This is a genomic window from Myxococcus sp. CA051A, assembly GCF_013336705.1.
Taxonomy (GTDB): domain Bacteria; phylum Myxococcota; class Myxococcia; order Myxococcales; family Myxococcaceae; genus Myxococcus; species Myxococcus llanfairpwllgwyngyllgogerychwyrndrobwllllantysiliogogogochensis.
Window position 1 is genome coordinate 1 of sequence record NZ_JABUMS010000031.1, and the last position, 15,797, is coordinate 15,797.

The 15,797-nt window shown below is 69.7% G+C and carries 14 protein-coding genes; 5 read left to right on the forward strand and 9 right to left on the reverse strand.

All coding sequences use genetic code 11. The features are described 5' to 3' along the window. Positions 1-365 precede the first annotated feature (365 nt). The 4 genes from HUA74_RS42935 to HUA74_RS42950 all read right to left on the reverse strand — a co-directional run bounded on the left by HUA74_RS42935 (position 366) and on the right by HUA74_RS42950 (position 3,426). Positions 366-1,352, reverse strand: a complete 987-nt coding sequence (locus tag HUA74_RS42935) for a hypothetical protein (protein ID WP_174459204.1) — start codon at positions 1,350-1,352, stop codon at positions 366-368. Beyond that, positions 1,349-2,170, reverse strand: a complete 822-nt coding sequence (locus tag HUA74_RS42940; RefSeq protein ID WP_174459205.1) for a serine aminopeptidase domain-containing protein — start codon at positions 2,168-2,170, stop codon at positions 1,349-1,351. Before HUA74_RS42940 ends, HUA74_RS42935 begins: the two co-directional genes overlap by 4 nt. A gap of 183 nt (positions 2,171-2,353) precedes the next feature. Further along, positions 2,354-2,566: a helix-turn-helix domain-containing protein gene (locus HUA74_RS42945; RefSeq protein ID WP_305794251.1), complete on the reverse strand. Its 213-nt coding sequence runs from the start codon at positions 2,564-2,566 to the stop codon at positions 2,354-2,356. A 38-nt stretch (positions 2,567-2,604) separates the two neighbouring features. After that, entirely contained in the window at positions 2,605-3,426 is an 822-nt protein-coding gene (locus HUA74_RS42950) for a hypothetical protein (protein ID WP_174459206.1), read from the reverse strand. Between the two features lie 247 nt (positions 3,427-3,673). On the opposite strand from HUA74_RS42950, the gene HUA74_RS42955 reads away from it, so the two are divergent. Then, positions 3,674-4,948 (forward strand): endonuclease/exonuclease/phosphatase family protein, encoded by a 1,275-nt coding sequence (locus HUA74_RS42955; protein WP_174459207.1) that lies wholly within the window; start codon positions 3,674-3,676, stop codon positions 4,946-4,948. Positions 4,949-4,964: 16 nt separating this feature from the next. Here HUA74_RS42955 and HUA74_RS42960 read toward each other — a convergent pair whose 3' ends face one another. Further along, the gene (locus HUA74_RS42960; protein WP_174459208.1) at positions 4,965-5,705 is read right to left on the reverse strand and encodes a peptidoglycan-binding protein; all 741 of its coding nucleotides are present in this window, start codon (positions 5,703-5,705) and stop codon (positions 4,965-4,967) included. Between the two features lie 83 nt (positions 5,706-5,788). Further along, positions 5,789-6,121 (reverse strand): hypothetical protein, encoded by a 333-nt coding sequence (locus tag HUA74_RS42965; RefSeq protein WP_246137600.1) that lies wholly within the window; start codon positions 6,119-6,121, stop codon positions 5,789-5,791. A 209-nt stretch (positions 6,122-6,330) separates the two neighbouring features. On the opposite strand from HUA74_RS42965, the gene HUA74_RS42970 reads away from it, so the two are divergent. After that, positions 6,331-8,073, forward strand: a complete 1,743-nt coding sequence (locus tag HUA74_RS42970) for an amidohydrolase family protein (RefSeq protein ID WP_174459209.1) — start codon at positions 6,331-6,333, stop codon at positions 8,071-8,073. A gap of 1 nt (position 8,074) precedes the next feature. Here the strand turns inward: HUA74_RS42970 and HUA74_RS42975 are convergent, their stop codons facing one another. Beyond that, the gene (locus HUA74_RS42975; RefSeq protein WP_174459210.1) at positions 8,075-9,025 is read right to left on the reverse strand and encodes an FAD-dependent oxidoreductase; all 951 of its coding nucleotides are present in this window, start codon (positions 9,023-9,025) and stop codon (positions 8,075-8,077) included. Between the two features lie 199 nt (positions 9,026-9,224). Here HUA74_RS42975 and HUA74_RS42980 point away from each other — a divergent pair, with 199 nt between their 5' ends. The 3 genes from HUA74_RS42980 to HUA74_RS42990 all read left to right on the forward strand — a co-directional run bounded on the left by HUA74_RS42980 (position 9,225) and on the right by HUA74_RS42990 (position 13,753). Continuing rightward, a complete protein-coding gene (locus tag HUA74_RS42980; protein ID WP_174459211.1) occupies positions 9,225-11,990 on the forward strand; it encodes a CHAT domain-containing protein in 2,766 nt (921 codons plus the stop codon). An 84-nt stretch (positions 11,991-12,074) separates the two neighbouring features. Then, complete coding sequence (locus tag HUA74_RS42985) at positions 12,075-13,346, forward strand: hypothetical protein (protein WP_174459212.1); 1,272 nt, start codon at positions 12,075-12,077, stop codon at positions 13,344-13,346. Positions 13,347-13,354: 8 nt separating this feature from the next. After that, complete coding sequence (locus HUA74_RS42990) at positions 13,355-13,753, forward strand: hypothetical protein (protein ID WP_141646845.1); 399 nt, start codon at positions 13,355-13,357, stop codon at positions 13,751-13,753. Here HUA74_RS42990 and HUA74_RS42995 read toward each other — a convergent pair. Together HUA74_RS42995 and HUA74_RS43000 are read right to left on the reverse strand one after the other, a co-directional pair. Then, the gene (locus HUA74_RS42995; protein WP_174459213.1) at positions 13,722-14,621 is read right to left on the reverse strand and encodes a hypothetical protein; all 900 of its coding nucleotides are present in this window, start codon (positions 14,619-14,621) and stop codon (positions 13,722-13,724) included. The genes HUA74_RS42990 and HUA74_RS42995 overlap by 32 nt on opposite strands. After that, complete coding sequence (locus HUA74_RS43000) at positions 14,618-15,673, reverse strand: cupin-like domain-containing protein (RefSeq protein ID WP_174459214.1); 1,056 nt, start codon at positions 15,671-15,673, stop codon at positions 14,618-14,620. The genes HUA74_RS42995 and HUA74_RS43000 overlap by 4 nt, the downstream gene beginning before the upstream one ends. Positions 15,674-15,797: the final 124 nt, after the last annotated feature.

The following is a 15,797-nucleotide window of genomic DNA, read 5'->3' on the forward strand; positions in this document are numbered from 1 at the left end:
ACGTCGGTTGGGACACTCCTACCTGCCGGGCCAGCGTCGAGGCATTCACCGCGCTCGGGCCCATCATCCGCTTCACCATCTGCGCCTTGAATGCGTCTGTGTACGGCACTTCAACCGCCTGCGCTCGGCCCCATCGGGTGGTCAGCTCGGCACGGCAGCCGAGGCGACATCTTCCCTGACACAGGGGGGTTCCACCACCCAGCGGTAAAGGTAGCTGTCTCGTGAGGCAACTTACCCGATGCGCTTCACCTCCTGCACTCTCGCCACACTCCAGAGAGTGCATCCTCAACAGCGGTCCCACCGCTCTGATGAAGAAGACCTTCGTCCACCCGTACGCGTACTAACGATGGGGTAGGCGCTCAGTTTCAGCCCACCACCCGCTCGATACCCGGACGCACAGCTTCGGGCGGGATGGGCAGATGCGTGGTGTTGGAACCCGGGAAGCGCTCCGAGGCCCACTGACACAGGTGGTCCACACACGCTTCAATCGCGCCACCCGTCGTGAAGATGTGATTGGTGCCCTTGAGGCGAATCCGCGACAGGTTCGGATGCGGAAGGTCCGCCAGTGCCGAGCGATGGATGCGGTCGAAGAACACTTCTCGCAGCTTGCCCTCCGCCGTCAACACCAGCACCGGCTGCCCGCGCTCCACCACGCGCTGCCACGCCCGCACCAACGGCACGTTCGTCACCGCCGGCAACGAATCCCAATCCATCAACAAGTCGAGCAGCTTCTGTCGCGGGAACGGCACGTACTTGAACAAGCGCGCATACTCGTTCTCCCGCGTCAGCATCCGCATCCAGCCCCAATACGAAAAGAGCTTCGACGTCACCCGCTTCAATGACAGCCGCGAGGACTCAACCTCCACCTCGGCCCCTTCCCCTCCCACCGCCGCCGCTTCCTGCTCCGACAGGTAGAACTCCGGCTCGAACATGAACAGGCCGCGGACACCCTCCGGCTCACGGTCCGCCAGATACAGCGCCGTCGTCGCCGCCCCACACAGCCCCCCCATCAACATCCCCTCCAGCCCATATCGCCGCTGGAGTTCCTCCCGCACCGCGCTCGCCACCTCGACGAAGCCGCCCTTGCACACGAGCTGGTACAGCTCCGACGTCATCTCCGGCAACGGACCGTCCGAGTCCCCCAACCCCGGCAGGTCCACTCGGAAGCACGGGAACCCTCGCGCCGCGAGCCTCTCCGCCGCGAGCACCGACAGCCCCCCATGCCCGGAGCGCGGCACATGCCCGGGGTTCAGGAAGAGCACGCCCACCGAGCGTCGAGTCCCCGTCGCCGGAGGATGAAACGTCCCCCACAACCTGTGGCCCTTCACGTCGAGCTGGATCAACTCCCTCATGACCGCACCTCGTGGCGCGCCCCAGTCCCGGCGATGAACCGCAGACTGTCCTCATAGAGTTCCGCCAGCTCCGGCAAGAGCCGGTTGCTCGTCGTCCAGAAGAAGGGCCGAGGTGCCCTCACCGAGCGGCTCCGTCCCGGCGCCAGGAAGCGCTCCGCGGGACGGCCATCCAGGTGCACCACCCGCCACGGCCGCGCCTCGTCCTTCTCAGGGACCGCCAGCCCGTAGCCGTCCGAACTGCGCCACAGACCGCGAGACCAGGGCAACCCCTCCACCTCCACGTGCCGCCCCGCCTCCAGCTCCGTCACGTAGTCCTCACGCGAGCGAGCCTCCCCTCCCGTCCCCTCCAGGTTGTCCGCCGCCACCTTCCGGCGAAGCACTTCCATCAGATGCGCCCGCCCCGACTCCGGCGGCTCCCACATCAAGAGCCCTTCCACCGGCTCCGTCCGGAACACTCGCGCCGCGAGCAACGCACCGAGTCGAAGTCCATGCACCGTCAACGGCACACCGGGACTCACGCGCCGCAAGTGCTCCAGCCCCGTGCGCAAATCTTCTTCCCAGCGCGGGAAAGTCATCTCATCGAAGCGCCCCGTGCTCTCGCCAGAGCCTCGATAATCCAGACGCAGCACCTCCACGCCCCGAGCCGCGAGGAAGCGCGCCCATCTCACCCACACGACATAGCCATGCGCCCGCTCCAGCCCCAACGGCCCCGCCAGCAACACCGCCGCCCGACGCTCCGTCAGCGCCCGGTGATGAACGTAGTAAAGCGAGTCCTCGCCCTGGGAGAGATACCCAGGTGACTCAGTCAATGCCGGCATGTGAGTGGTGAGTCCCCCGCCTTGATGTCGCGTGATGCTAGGAACGCGTCGCCAAGCGAGTCAAACAGTCCTTGTCACCGCCGCAATCCACCGCGCGGACGCCCTCCGCGAACCGTCACGGCAGTCAAAACGCACGCATGGTCGGTCTCCAAAGACCCAGACGCGCGGAGGACCACGGCGGCATCACGGTGAAGCCGGAAGGTGCTCTCGGAGGAAGCGCTCCGGGCTTATGCCCCACCAGCGCGTGAAGGCGCGATGGAAGGCGGCCGGCTCGGCATAGCCCAGGAGAAAGGAGACCTCCGCGATGGACATCCGCCGCCGCAGGTAGGTCCCAGACAACTCACGGAGCAGGGACTCTTCCACGGGCAGCCCAAGCCGGCTCGCGAAGGCGGCCATCTCCTACGTGCTCGGACTCCCCACTCCTGACGCGGGCGCTAGCGGTATTGCAACAGGATGGCGAGGACAATGATGCCATTGAGCCCCAGGCCCACCGAGAAGTAGCCCCCGCTGGCGCGTGAGACACCAGCGGCCACGTTCAGGTGGCCAATGTCCTCCAGGCACAGCTTCACCCCTGTCTCACCGCCCAGGTTCAGCAAGGTGTCCTGCCCCGACGTCATGCCTCCCACCATCGCCCGCGCATAGGGGACCACATAGGGCGAGACGTAGTGCTGATACGCGGCGAAGCCGTTGGTCTCCACCAGCCCGTCTTCCCCACCGAACACCATGTTCGCGCCAAAGCCCAGTCGGCGATCCATGAAGGCCATCGGCTGGAGGTTGAAGGACAGCTCGAGGCCCGTGCCCATCTCGCTGCCCGTCCGCATGGCGAAGAGCACCTCCGTGGCGGGCTTGTCCATCGCGGGGGCCTGGTGGCGCAGCCGGGCCGCGGCCTGCTGGTCCACGGCCTGGCCCTTCGCCTCGTGCACCTCCGCCAGCGCCAGGGCGGCAGCCACGTCGCCCGTCTCGTAGACCTTGGTGAGCGGACGCTCCGCGCCGGACAGGTCGCCGGACTCCTTGCGCAGCTTGCCCTCCGTCATGCAGCTCGACAGGTCGCCTTCCTCGCAGGCCTTGCCGTAGGCCTCGATGGCCCGGGGACGGTCTCCCTCGCGCAGCAGCTTGGCGCCCCACTCCGCACAGGGAAGCAGCGCGCCCGGCTCACACGAAGGCGGCGCCCATTCGGCCCGGGACGTCGTGGTCGCGCACGCCGTCACTCCCACAGCACACATCACCAGCAGCAACACCCGCATCATGTTCAGCATTCAACCACGAGGTGCCCCCGCTCTGCCTCTCGGTCTGCCGCAGAGGAGGCCATGGCCTCGCCGCCCGCCCGCTTTCCGTCCCGGCGAGAATGGCCGAACCACGCGTTCCAAGAAGCCTGCCCCCTGGCGAGTCGGAGGATCCGCACCGAACTTGAGGACACCCAGGAGGATTGGTGGACACCGTCGCTCGCCAGCACGACTCGCTGCTTCGCGCCCCTCGTGGGAGGGGCCTGCCCCAGGAGCCCGTATGAAGGTGCCCGAGGTCCTCGAGCACCTGCCGGGCGTGGGGCCCCTTCTTGGCCGCATGGCGACCAGCGCCGAGGAGCCTCGTCCTCGCAGGGACCCCACCCTCACCCTGCCGAGCCTCGACGCCTTCAAGTTGCCGGCAACGGAGCGCAAGCTCGGCGATGGGCGCACGCTGCTCGTCCGACACCCGGAGTCCCGGCCGCCCACGGGCCCCGGGCTCTCCGTGATGAGCTTCAACATCCTGCTCGGAGGACAGCGCCGCGAAGCCCTGCTGGCGTATTTCGACGGGCTGGAGGCGGAGGGCCGCATGCCGGACGTCATCGGGCTTCAGGAGGCCAACGTCCCCATCGCCGTGCTGCTGTCGGCGCGGTACGGCTTCCACCTGGCGTACTTCGGTCATGACGGTGGCAACGGCGCGAGGCTCATCAACGGCAAGGCGTTCCTCACGCGGCATCCGCTGGTGGACGCGGCCCACTTCACCTACTCCCTCTCCGACGCCGAGCGCGCCGCCGCCATCCATCGCCGGGGCGGAGACCCGTGCGAGCTACCGGAGGACCGGGGCGCGCTGTACGTCCGGCTGGACGTGGAGGGTGTGCCCGTCGTCCTCTACAACGTGCACCACACGCTGGGAGACTCCGGCATCAACGCGCACAACCTGAGGCAGCTCAACACGCTGCTGCGCCACCGGGAGGTCCCTCACGCTGTGGCGCTGGGTGACTTCAACGCCAACACCGCCATCAAGCGCGGCGGCTCCTGGTTGATGGCCCACCTGATCACCTACGACGACACGGACACGGTGGAGGAGTACGCCGTGCGCTACGGCGTGCCGCACACGAGCGTGGGCGACACGGGCGTGGGCAACATCGCGGACCCTCGGCTGCGGCACGAGCTGCATGTGCTGGAGCAGGGCCTGCCGGAGACCATCGCCCACGCCGCCGTCGCAAGGGTCCGCATGCCAGACGGAGAGATGATGACGCCGAAGCAGGCGTGCTCGGAGCTGCGCTCCGGGAAGGTTCCGCGAGGCAGCGAGCACTGGCTGCGGCTCCAGGACATCGCCGACAGCGCCACCCTCACCTCGCTGCCGGACGAGTCGGGCATCGTGCCCGCCACAGGCAAGCGCTTCGACAACTTCTACGCCAGCCCGGAGCTGGAGCCTGTCCTCTTCGAGGTGGACCGGAGCACCGAGTCGTCGGACCACCAGCCCGTCCTGGCGCACTACACGCCGCGCCCGGCGAAGCCTCGCGACGGCAAGCCGACACCGGGCAAGCCCACGTGAGCCAAGGCAGCGCTCGTCACACGAGGACGAAGTCCACGTTCTTGAAGCCCCGGGTGCGTGCACAGACCTCGTAGCCTTCGTGCGCGCCCTCGTCGTTGGTGTTGGCCTCGATGGTCTGGAAGGTCTCCTCATCCACCTCGGTGACGATGCCCGCGTGGGCCCAGTCTCCGGGCGTGCGGCGCCGCAGGAAGAGGCTGCCCGGACGGATGCGCGTGCGGTCCGGCGGCGCGCTCTGCGTGGAGAGGAAGCTCTCCCGCGCGCGCCCCTGCGCCGCGAGCAAGTCACTGGAGAAGGTCCGCTCCACGGGCATGGGCACGCCCAGCGTCCTCGCCGCCTGATGCAGACAGAAGGTCGCGAAGCCAGCGGACCAGCACCAGGACGCGCCCTCGTTGCCATCCAGATACATCCGCACCCAGGGGCCGCGATTCCTCCCACCCACCTCGCGCGGAAGCTGGCGCAGGTGCTGCGCCGCATACGCCACCGTCAGCGAGCCCAGGGAGCGGCCCGCCGGAGAAGCCAGGGAGAGCGCCGAGCGCAGCGGCGCCACCAGCCGCTCGAAGGTCACCGCGTCCGCGACCCCGGAGACAGGCACGTTCGACCTGGCCTGAAACCGCTTGAGCGCCGCTTCCGTGGCGGGGCCGAAGTCCCCGTCGATGGCGACCGCGAAGCCATTCAGGGTCAGCCACTCCTGGATGCGCCGCACGCCAGGGGACTCCTCGCCCCGGCGATACACCTTGTCCAGCTCCAGCTCGCTCATGGGGCCCCCGCCAGCCGCTGCATGGCCGTGAGCGTCATCCTGGCACCGCGCCGAGTCACGGCGCCAGGAGGGCCCATGTGACCTCAACGCGGAGGTGCTTCACCTGGCACGTCGCGGTCTTCCACCGAACGTTCCCGGTCCTCCTCTGACTGGTTCGGCACGGGTGTGGCCGCATCGCCCGGCGCACCCGAGCCGCCAACGCCTTCCTTGAAACCCTGCGAGGCCTCCTCCGCGGCGGTCTTCATGTCCTTCGCCGCCTCGCGCGTGCCGTCACGCACCTCCCTCGCCGCCTTGCCCATCTCGCGGCCGACATTGCGTGAGTTGTCGCGAACCTCATCGTCCTCGCATCCCGTGAAGGCCGCGAGCGACGCGCCCAAGCCCACCAGCGTGAGCCACTTCCACCGTGTCCGTGCCATCTCTCGCCTCCCGCGCGCAGGTCGCGTTCGTGTCGTCCGGACGGCAAGGTAGGCATGGGAGCACGCCAGAGCGGGCCTGCGAGCAAGCGCCCCGCTCCTCGTTCCAGGGGCGTACATCCACTCTGACGCACCGCGCCCGACTGTTTGCCGCCCTCCTGTCGGTGGCTTCCGGGTGGAAGTGGACAGAACGGCGGGCCTAGGCTCGGCCCATGGACCTCATCGTCGAGAACGGACTCGTATTCGATGGTCTAGGCAACCCACCCCGCAAGCTGAACGTGGGCATCCGAGGAGACACGGTCGCCGCCCTCACGGAAGGACCGATTGAGCGCGCGCCGCACACGCGCGTCATCGACGCGGCCGGCCACTGGGTGACTCCGGGCTTCATCGACCTGCACACCCACTACGACGCGGAGGTGGAGCTGGCCCCGTCGCTCTCCGAGTCCGTGCGCCACGGCGTCACCACGGTGGTGGTGGGAAGCTGCTCGCTCAGCCTCGCGGTGGGCAAGCCCGAGGACCTGGCGGACATGTTCTGCCGCGTGGAGGCCATCCCCTACGACACCGTCCGCTCGCTGCTGGAGCAGCGCAAGACGTGGGACTCGCTGGGCGGCTACCTGGAGCACTTGGAGACGCTTCCGCTGGGCCCCAATGTCGCGTCCATGCTGGGGCACTCCGCGCTGCGCGCCCACGCCATGGGTCTGCATCGCAGCCTGGAGCCGGGGCTGCGCCCCAGCGAGGACGAGCTGCGGCGCATGGAGGCGATGGTCACCGAGGGCTTGGACCTGGGCTACCTGGGCATGTCCATCATGACGCTCAAGTGGGACAAGATGGGCGGCTCGCGCGACATCCGCAGCCGTCCCCTGCCCTCCACCTATGCCCGCTGGAGCGAGTACCGCCGGCTGACGAAGCTCCTGCGCGCACGGGGCCGCGTGTTCCAGGGCGTGCCCAACATCAGCACCAAGGTGAACGTGGTGCTGTTCCTGCTCGAGAGCATGGGCCTGTGGCGCAAGACGCTGAAGACGACGGTCATTTCGATGATGGACCCGCGCGCGAGCCGAGGCATCCACCGGCTCATCGGCGTCCTGTCGCGCGCGGCCAACACGCTGTTCGGCGCGAACTTCCGCTGGCAGGCGCTGCCGGAGGTGTTCGACTTGTGGGCGGACGGCATCGACCTGGTGGTCTTCGAGGAGTTCGGCGCGGGCGCGGCGGCCCTGCACCTCCAGGACGCGGCCTCCCGCGCGGGGCTGCTGAAGGACCCGGAGTACCGCGCCCGCTTCCGCAGCCAGTGGACCAACCGCTTCCTGCCGCGCGCCTTCCACCGCGACTTCAACCAGTCGCGAATCCTCGAGTGCCCGGACAAAAGCCTGGTGAACAAGTCCTTCGCGCAGGTGGCCCAGGAGCAGGGCCGCGACGCGGTGGACGTGTTCCTGGACCTGGTGGCCACGCACGGGGACGCGCTGCGCTGGTACACCGTCATGGCCAATGACAGGCTCAAGGAGCTGGAGTTCATCTGCCAGCACCCCGACATCCTGGTCGGCTTCTCCGACGCGGGCGCCCACCTGCGCAACATGGCGCACTACAACTTCCCACTGCGGCTCCTGCGGCTGGTGCGCGAGGCACAGAAGCGCGGCGAGCCCTTCATGACCATAGAGCGCGCGGTGCATCGGCTCACCGGGGAGATTGGCGATTGGTTCGGCATGGACGCGGGCGTGCTCGCCGAGGGCCGACGCGCCGACCTGGTCGTCATCAATCCCGACGGCCTGGACGAGAAGCTCGATGAAATCGCCGAGGCACCGATGGAGAACTTCGGAGGCTTCGTGCGGCTGGTGCGCCGCAATGATGCCGCGGTGAAGGCGGTGCTCATCGCCGGACGCGAGGCGGTGAGCGCCGGCACGGTGTCCCCGGCCCTGGGCCAGGAGCGCGGCTTCGGACGCGTGCTCCGCGCGGGGGCCTGACTCAGCGGGAGTGGGCCGCGACGAGTTGGACGACCTCCTCCGCGCAGCCCCATGAGAGCGTGACGCCCGCGCCCCCGTGGCCGTAGTCATGCACCACGACGCGCTCCCCGAGGACCTCCACCTCCAGTCGCACGGTGGGGCGTCCAGGGCGCAGCCCGACCTTGTGCTCCACCACGTCCAGCTTCGCGCCGTCGGGAAGCAACGGCGCGTTGCGCTCCAGGATGGCCCGGGCCTTCAACGCGTCGGGGACGAGCGACGCGTTCCCCTCCTCCGCCGTGCCGCCGAGGATGCAGTCCCGCGAGCGGGGAATGACGTAGGCCATGCCACTCTCGCACTCGTCGTCGAAGATGAAGCGGTCCGTGGGGGGAGGACTCACCCGGAGCACCTCACCGCGCACGGGGAAGAGCGTCTCGTCTCCCACGACGTCCCGAGCCCCCAGACCCGTGCAGTTGACGACGAGGGACGCGCTCGCCCACGCCTCGTCCAGGGAGCGCACCTCTCGCTGGATGATGTGGCCGCCCAGCTCGCGCAGGCGCGCCATGAGGAACGGCAGATAGCGCGGCATCTCGATGACGGGCGCGGTGAAGTGATAACCCTCCAACAGTCCCGGAGGCAGCTCGTCCGCCCGCGCCCGACGGAAGTCCGGCACGCTGTCGCGCCACCACGGATCCTCGACGTGACGACGAAACACCTCCACGCCGGGGACCATCACGATGCCCGCCTCGGGGCGCTCCTGGGCCAGTGACGCCAGCACCGTGTACGTCCGCTTCGCCCAGGCACTGACGCGCTCCTGCGGCCACGCGCGATAGGGGTACCAGACGGCCGCGGCGACATCCGACGTCGTGTGAGGCGACAGCTCTCGCGCCCACACCTCCACCGTGTGCCCGGCCTCCTGCAACCGGATGGCGCATGACAGGCCCGACACACCACCGCCGAGGATGACGATGAACATGGCGCAACCCTAGCGCCGGAGAGCACCCACCCGCCGCCCGGACGCACCGCCCGGGTCGTCATGACTCAGGCCGTCATCCCCAACCCATCGTGACTTTCACCAACACCATTTGTCTCAGTCAGGCTTCTTGGCTTAAGACTCGGGGCCTGAGTGATGGCTTCGCGCCATGGGACGCGGAGCGACGGGGAGGGTCCAGCGAATGGCTGCCGAGCTGGATGCACCAGGGAAGTCTACTCGCGGGCGACGCGCGCCGCGCCTGCGTGCCTGGCATCTCATCCCCCTGCTCGTGTTCCCGGCCATCCTCATCGCGCGCTCGGGCCCGCTGCCCGGCCGTCGTGACGAGCTGCTTTGGCTCACCGACACACGCACCCGCCCCCTGGAGCCGCGCCTCAGCGTCCCGGCCGCGGACGTCCATCGTCCCTACGTCCGGCCTCGCGAGGAGCGCCCCTCCATCGCCGTTCCCCTGAGGGAGCTGGCCCGGCTGGAAGAGAGCGGAGACCGGGCGGGCATCGCCGCCTCCTATCTGCTCCATGGAGATCCCCAGCAGGGCCTCGCGCACCTGGCGCATGCGCCTCCATCGCTGAATCGCGACAACGACCAGGCCGTCGCCGCCTTCCTGCTGAAGCGCAACGACGAGGCCCTGACCTGGCTCGACGGCCTGCTGGAGACCTCGCCCCGTCATCCGCAGGCCCTGTGGAACCGGGCGCTCGTGCTGCGCGAAATGGGGCTGCACCTGCTCGCGGCGTCCGTCTTCGACGAGGTGGCCGCCCTGGGCGAGCCCGGCTGGAGCGCGGAGGCCCGTGAGCACGCGTCCTGGCTGCGCGCCTCCGTGAGCCAGCGGGCCGAGTCCTGGAACGGCACGAGGACCGCGCTCACCCAGCTGGCCCAGGACGCGAACCTCCCCATCCCCTTGGAGGAGGCGCGCCGACATCCCGGCATCTCTCGCGGCCTCTTCTACGACGTCGTGCGCACCGCGCCCACGTCGGCCCGGGTGCAGGCGTTGCTCCCGCTGGCGGAGCTGCTGGACCGCATCCACGGCGGCACGGCCCTGGCGGACCACACGCGGAACATCGCCACGCGGGACTTCACGCGACGCGCGCCCCTGGCCGCCGAGTACGCCCGCCTCTTGCGAGAGCGCCAACCCGCGTCCCCGGACTACCTCACCCGTCTGCGCGGTGCGGGCGAACATGACCTGCTGCTCGGCGCGAGGCTGCTGACGCCGGAGGCCCAGAGTCCCCCCGAGGAGCTGGAGCGCGTGGCGCGCCAGTGGAACGACCCGTGGATCCACCTGCTGGTCCAGGACGAACTCGCGCGGCAGGAGGGCCTCGCGGGTGAAGCCTGGCAGGCGGACCAGCGACTCAAGGCCGCGCTGACGCTGTGCCGGGAGAAGCGGCTTCGCCCGCGCTGCGCGGACCTGCTGCGCAAGGTGAGCCACCGGGCCACGTCCGCCAACCGGCTGTCGGAGGCCGAGGACACGGGCCGCGCGAGCTGGCGCGAAGCCCAGGCGATGGGCGAGTGGGAGCTGGAGTCGGCGGCCCTGCGCGCACTCGCCCAGGCCGCGCGCTTCCAGTTCCGCGTCGCCTCCGCGCGCGCGTACCTGTCCGAGTACCTGGCGCGCGCCCCGGACACCTGCGACGTGAAGAACTACGTCCACCGCAACATCGCGGCCCTGGAGTTGATGCGGCTGCGGCCCAAGGAGGCTCGCCGCGCCTTGTCGCGCGCGCAGGAATGCAATCCGTCCGTGGGTCTCATCGGCGCGTGGACACTCACCGACCTCATGCGGTTGGACCCTCGGCCCGAGGACGCGGAGCAGATCAGCGCGGAGCTGACGCGAGCCCACGCCACGCGGGAGACTCCCGGCCGTCGCATGCTCGCCCAGTTGGTCCAGGCGCGCTTCGAGCTGCTGAAGGACCGGAAGCAGGGCAACGCGCGGCTCGCCGCCGTCATCCGACAGGCCGCGCCGTACCTGAACACGGACGCGGACGCACGCGACACGGTGGCGGTGGCCTATCAGACGATGGCCGTCACCGCCGGAGAGGCCGGCGCCTTCTCCGAGGTGCCAGGCGTCGTGGCCGACCATCTGGGCGTCGCCAGCCCGAAGCAGTGTGCGCTCATCGCCGCGGCGGAAGCCGAGCGCACGGTGGTGGTGGCGCTCGGTCCCCGGGGACAGGTGCTCGGGCACCACGACGCCTCACGCAAGGAGCCCCTGGGGGACGACCTCTCCGGGCTGGTGCCGGAGAAGCTGCTGACATTGCTGCGCTCGTGTCCTCGGGTGGAGGTGCTCGCGGCGCCGCCCCTGGACAGCCGCTCCGGACTGCTCCCGCCGGAGATGGCGTGGAGCTACCGCGTGGCCATGGACGCCTCGCCAGAGCCGAAGAGGAAGCCACCTCCTCCGCTGCATGTGGTGGTGGCCAACGTGGAGACGCCCTCGGGCCTGGGGCTCGCGCGGCTGTCCTCGTGGGAGTCCACACCCGCGCCCATCGGCCAGTCGATGGAGCTGTCTGGCGCCCAGGCCACGCCCTCGCGCGTGCTGGAGGCGATGTCGCGAGCCACCGACATCGAGTTCCACGCGCACGGCGTGGTGGACCGCAGCCTGTCCGAAGCACCGGTCATCGCCCTGGCTCCCGAGTATGACGGACGCTATGCGCTCACCTCGGAGGCGTTGAAGCAGGTGCGCCTGGAGGGCTCGCCGGTGGTGCTGCTGGGCGCGTGCAGCGCGGCGCGGCTGCCGCCCTTCCTTCACCAGACGTCCTCGCTGCCCCAGGCATTCGTGGGCGCGGGGGCTCGCGCGGTGTTCGCGGCGACGGTGGACATTCCGGACTCAGCGGGCCGGTTCTTCCAGGGCGTGCGCGAGCGCATCCACGCGGGTGCGACGCCCGCGGTGGCGCTGCGCGCGGAGCGGCTGCGCTGGTTGCGCGACGTGAAGGGCGCGCCGTGGGTGACGCGCGTGTTGTTGTATGAATAGGCCCACCGGAGGCCCGTGGGGGCGTCTCCGGAAGGCGTGAAGCAGTGACCGTGCCCCTCCGGCACGGACAAGGGGGGGGTGGACATGCACGACGCGGAACCGCTGGCCATCTACAGCCTGCACTTCGACCGGGGAGACGCGGAGTGCGGCGCGGTTGCATTGTGGAGTCCCGTCACGGACACCCGCCTGGGCGAACAGCCCGAGTGGATTCGAGGCCACCGCGCGGAGCCCGTGGCCTACGTCCGAGGGACACGTCCCTCCGTCCGAATCGCGCTGCTGGCGAACCACTTCGTCCCCGCCTCGTTCGAACTGAGCGCCTTCGGACCTTCGCTGTCCTCGGCGAATGGTCTGGAAACGCCCGTCCGCTGGCTCGGGCCACATCCGGTGAGCCTGGAGCGCACGGCGGGCTGGAGCACGCTCGCGGAGCCCGTGTCCTTCAATCGGTCGCTGCCCAATCACATCGGCACGCACGCGCTGGAGCTCCAGTGGGTCGCGGAGTGGACGGACGCGGACGGAAGCACGCGCAAGCTCTTCCTCGGCAACAGCAGACATGAGTTCTTCACCACGGGCGCGCCCATGCGCCACGGCGAGCAGGGCGCGCCCCCGTCCGGCGCCTACGTGCCCCTGGTGCGCTGGTCCTCGCGCTGGTGCGCGGGGCTGGAGTCGCGCAAGGACATCTGCGACGCGCTGCTGCGGGGACTGCCGGAGACGGGCCTGCGCTACGGCGTGCCCGCCTGGACGGTGCGCCACATGCTGGCCGTCGGCGGCGGCATGTGTGGCGGCTGGTATCAACTCTTCCAACAGCTCGCCAACTGTCAGGGCGTGACGCTGGAAGGGCGCACGCTGCACCTGGTGCCCAAGGACGACCCACGCACGGACGAGGCGCGCTGGGAGGCGATGGTGGCGGTGGCGCCGGGCATCAACCAGCTCGAGCCCAGTCGCATGACGCGTCTGTATGGACGCTTCCTCGACTGCGCGCGCTATCCCTTCGCGCCGGACGAGCCGGTGGAGCTGCTGAGCCATGTCGCGTCCCGGTATGTCTTCATGGCCGGCTGGGATGACGGCCACTGCCTCAACTTCCTGGAGGACTCGGGGCGGCTGTATCTCTACGACGCCTGCTTCCGGACAGAGGCGGTGGAGCTGGACACGCCGCTGCCCCCGGCGGATGGCCGGCCCGTCAGACTGGGCCAGGAGTCATCGTTCCGGCGTCGATACCTGCACCCGACGCTGCCCTTCCTCATGGGGACGCTGCGCGCGAACGGAAGACTCTGGGAGGTGGACCTGGGGCGCAATGAGCTCGGCATCACCGTCGGGACGGCGCAAGTCCCGGAGATAGACATCATGTGGACACGCTAGGAGTTGTCATGCCGACGACACGCGAACAGCTCAGGCGGATGGTGGCGGAGCGAAAACCCCCGCACCGCGGCTTCGCCTGGAGCGAACTGATGGACGCCCTGGAACAGATGGAAGCCGCCACCAGGGACTCGGCCGTCAGCACGCTGGAGGATGAGGACGTGGGTGTGCTGGTGGACCTGCTTGCGCAGCGAGGCCGTGTCCCCTTGCGAGGACAACCTCCCGTCCCCCACTCCATGCCTCCCGAGGAGCTGGTGCAGTTGCGAGCCCTGAAGATTCTCGCGCAGGCCGGACGACTCGCCACCATCCGTGACTCGCTGGAGCGACTGGACCGCGAGCCCTCGGCTCCCGCGCTGCGAGATTTCGCCCGACAGCTCCTCAGTCGACTCGAGAGCGAGGAGGAGGCGTAGGCTCGCGGGACTCCGGCCGGGGCGTCCACGACACGTTGGGCTCGGGCGCGGCGAAGGACTCGAAGACGATAGCGGCGCCGCCCTCCGGTGAGCGATGCGCGAACCACCACCCCACGGGCAACAGCAGCAGCTCCCCGGGCGACAGCTCCACTTCCATTCGCGGTACACCCTCGGGCACCGAGGCCGAGCCCAGGACGCGATGCAGCGCGTACGCGGGCACCAGTTGGAGCAGCCTGCGCCCGTGCACCTGCCCCAGCAGCATGTTGCGGCGCGAGGGAGTCAAGGGAACGTCCGCGCCCGGCTCCTCCCACCACAGGCCCACGGGCGCACTCTCCAGCACCAGCCCCTGGGGCACACGCACCGGCAGGCTCGACGTCACGTTCGCGCTCGCGGGCACGACGAAGGCGCCGGGCGACACGCTCGCGGCCTCGGCGACGCGCGCCAGTGCGCCCAGCTGCCCCAGCGTGTCCTTCGAGCCTGCGTCCGCGAGCACCGTGGCGCGCGCCACCACGGGGAGGTTCTGGAAGTAGTAGCGCTCGAAGAAGTCCTCGGGCGTCAGGGCGTCATGCCGGGGGACATGGGTGTGGCCCGGCGACTGGCGATGGAGGTCGCCGTAGAGGTCGAGCAGTCCCTCCAGCTTGCGCTGCATGGCCACGGCTCGCGCCGCGCCCTGGTAGCAGGGGTCTTCCGCCTCGGCATGCACCGCCGCGCGCGCGAGCGCCGAGTCAACTCCCGAGCGCTCCAGCACGGACACCAGGTCGTCGACCTCCGCGCCGCGCAGCAGGTTCTCCACCACCCAGCGCCGCCACTCCTGCGCCAGCGTGTTCGTCCCGCGCGCCGCGGGAACGTGCTTGTCCGCATCCGTCATCGCTGGACCTTCTCTGGCCTGGGGCCAATCCAATAGTCGCGCCACTCCACGTTGCGCTCCGGCCTGTCGAAGCTGACGAACGTCACCGACACGCTCAAGTCGAGCGCCTGCACCGCGTGCCACCACCCCACCGGAATCAGGAGCGCGTCACCGGGCCCCACCACGCACGAGTGCAGCGTGGCCCGCGCGAAGTCCGGGAAGCGGCTCACGTCCGGCGCCAGGATGTCCACCGCGCTGTAGAGGCCCCGGTCGTTGTAGAGCCGAGGCGTCTCGCAGGACGGAGACAGCCAGAAGCGCTTGCGCCCCAGCACCTGGCAGAAGAGGACGTTGAGGTGGTCGTGGTGCAGTTTCGACAAGGTCCCCGCGGGACCGAACCACAGGTGCACGCTGTCCGGGGCGCTCAGGTCCGGATGGATGTAGCCCCGGGGCGGACGCAGGTCGTCGAGCAACGGGCGGAACGCGGCGCGCAGCAGCAGGCTGTTGCGAGCCACGAGGTACACATCGTCCGAGGCTCGGGTGTCACGAAAGCGCGCCACCAGCTCGCGCAGCGGCAGCGTCCGGCGCAGGCGCTCCGCATGGAAGTCCGGGTCCGGCTCCGCGTCGCGGCCCGCCATGACCTCCACCTCCTCCTCGCCGAAGCGCTCGGCCATCCACTCCGGAGACCAGCGTGTCAGCGCCGGCCAGTCGTCCAGCAGTCCCTCGATGACGACGGGGCGGTTGGGAATGTAGTAGCGCTCGAAGAACGCATCGGGGGCCAGGTGGCGCAGTCGATCCACGGCCACGGGCGACGGGCCCGGGTGACACTGGGCATGGAGCGCGGCCCGGACTTCGAGCAGCGACTCCAGCTCCCGGCGCCGGGAGACGGCCTGCTGACCGTGACGCACCGCGGGGTGGGCCGAGACGACGTCCACCGCCTCCCGGGCCCGCGCTTCGGACAGACCCTGGGCCTGGAGGGCCTGGACGAGCCGGGAGGGGTCCACGCCCGAGGTCAAGTTCTCAGCGAGCCAGGAACGCACCGGGGGCGGCAGGCTCTCGCGCTCGTCAGGAGTCATGGTTCGCGGGGTGCGATATACCACCCGGGTAGGCAACCACGTTGCATTGGGGACCGCATGACCACGTCAAAGGATCCTGCTCCAACCATCGTCCCGAACCCGCCGCCCAACCCGGCCACGCGCC

Coding starts and splice junctions, on each gene's coding strand:
- HUA74_RS42975 (WP_174459210.1), bottom strand. CDS start 9,025: ATGTTCATCGTCATCCTCGGCGGTGGTGTGTCGGGCCTGTCATGCGCC.
- HUA74_RS42980 (WP_174459211.1), top strand. CDS start 9,225: ATGGCTGCCGAGCTGGATGCACCAGGGAAGTCTACTCGCGGGCGACGC.
- HUA74_RS42960 (WP_174459208.1), bottom strand. CDS start 5,705: ATGAGCGAGCTGGAGCTGGACAAGGTGTATCGCCGGGGCGAGGAGTCC.
- HUA74_RS42990 (WP_141646845.1), top strand. CDS start 13,355: ATGCCGACGACACGCGAACAGCTCAGGCGGATGGTGGCGGAGCGAAAA.
- HUA74_RS42940 (WP_174459205.1), bottom strand. CDS start 2,170: ATGCCGGCATTGACTGAGTCACCTGGGTATCTCTCCCAGGGCGAGGAC.
- HUA74_RS42945 (WP_305794251.1), bottom strand. CDS start 2,566: ATGGCCGCCTTCGCGAGCCGGCTTGGGCTGCCCGTGGAAGAGTCCCTG.
- HUA74_RS42985 (WP_174459212.1), top strand. CDS start 12,075: ATGCACGACGCGGAACCGCTGGCCATCTACAGCCTGCACTTCGACCGG.
- HUA74_RS42965 (WP_246137600.1), bottom strand. CDS start 6,121: ATGGCACGGACACGGTGGAAGTGGCTCACGCTGGTGGGCTTGGGCGCG.
- HUA74_RS42950 (WP_174459206.1), bottom strand. CDS start 3,426: ATGCTGAACATGATGCGGGTGTTGCTGCTGGTGATGTGTGCTGTGGGA.
- HUA74_RS42995 (WP_174459213.1), bottom strand. CDS start 14,621: ATGACGGATGCGGACAAGCACGTTCCCGCGGCGCGCGGGACGAACACG.
- HUA74_RS42955 (WP_174459207.1), top strand. CDS start 3,674: ATGAAGGTGCCCGAGGTCCTCGAGCACCTGCCGGGCGTGGGGCCCCTT.
- HUA74_RS42935 (WP_174459204.1), bottom strand. CDS start 1,352: ATGAGGGAGTTGATCCAGCTCGACGTGAAGGGCCACAGGTTGTGGGGG.
- HUA74_RS43000 (WP_174459214.1), bottom strand. CDS start 15,673: ATGACTCCTGACGAGCGCGAGAGCCTGCCGCCCCCGGTGCGTTCCTGG.
- HUA74_RS42970 (WP_174459209.1), top strand. CDS start 6,331: ATGGACCTCATCGTCGAGAACGGACTCGTATTCGATGGTCTAGGCAAC.